Raw genomic sequence first — 273 nt, 5'->3', positions numbered from 1 at the left:
CTTTGGGGCGATTCGCATGCGAAACGGCGTAGCCCTTTCCATGCAGATAGCGATAGAACAGCTCGACATACGGCAGCTCATCGAGCGGCTCATCGGTCAGCTCTTCCGGCACCTCGACACCTCGGAAGCACCCAGCGGAACCAAGAAGGCGTTTCCCCTTGAGCGTCTGAAAGGCATGCCATGTATCGGCAACCGGCTGATCGCTGAACTTGACGGCGTACTTGAAAACCTCCATGAACCCCTCGGCGGGATCTCCAACGATGGGCCGCACAT

General features: G+C 58.2%; 1 pseudogene. It reads right to left on the bottom strand.

Annotated features, from left to right (window positions below):
• Positions 1 to 273, bottom strand: a pseudogene (locus tag ABG80_RS22920) (hypothetical protein); the annotation flags it as partial.

This window comes from Aquabacterium parvum (genome assembly GCF_001447195.1).
In the GTDB taxonomy this organism is placed as follows: domain Bacteria; phylum Pseudomonadota; class Gammaproteobacteria; order Burkholderiales; family Burkholderiaceae_C; genus Aquabacterium; species Aquabacterium parvum.
This window is presented reverse-complemented; position numbering and strand designations above follow the sequence as displayed.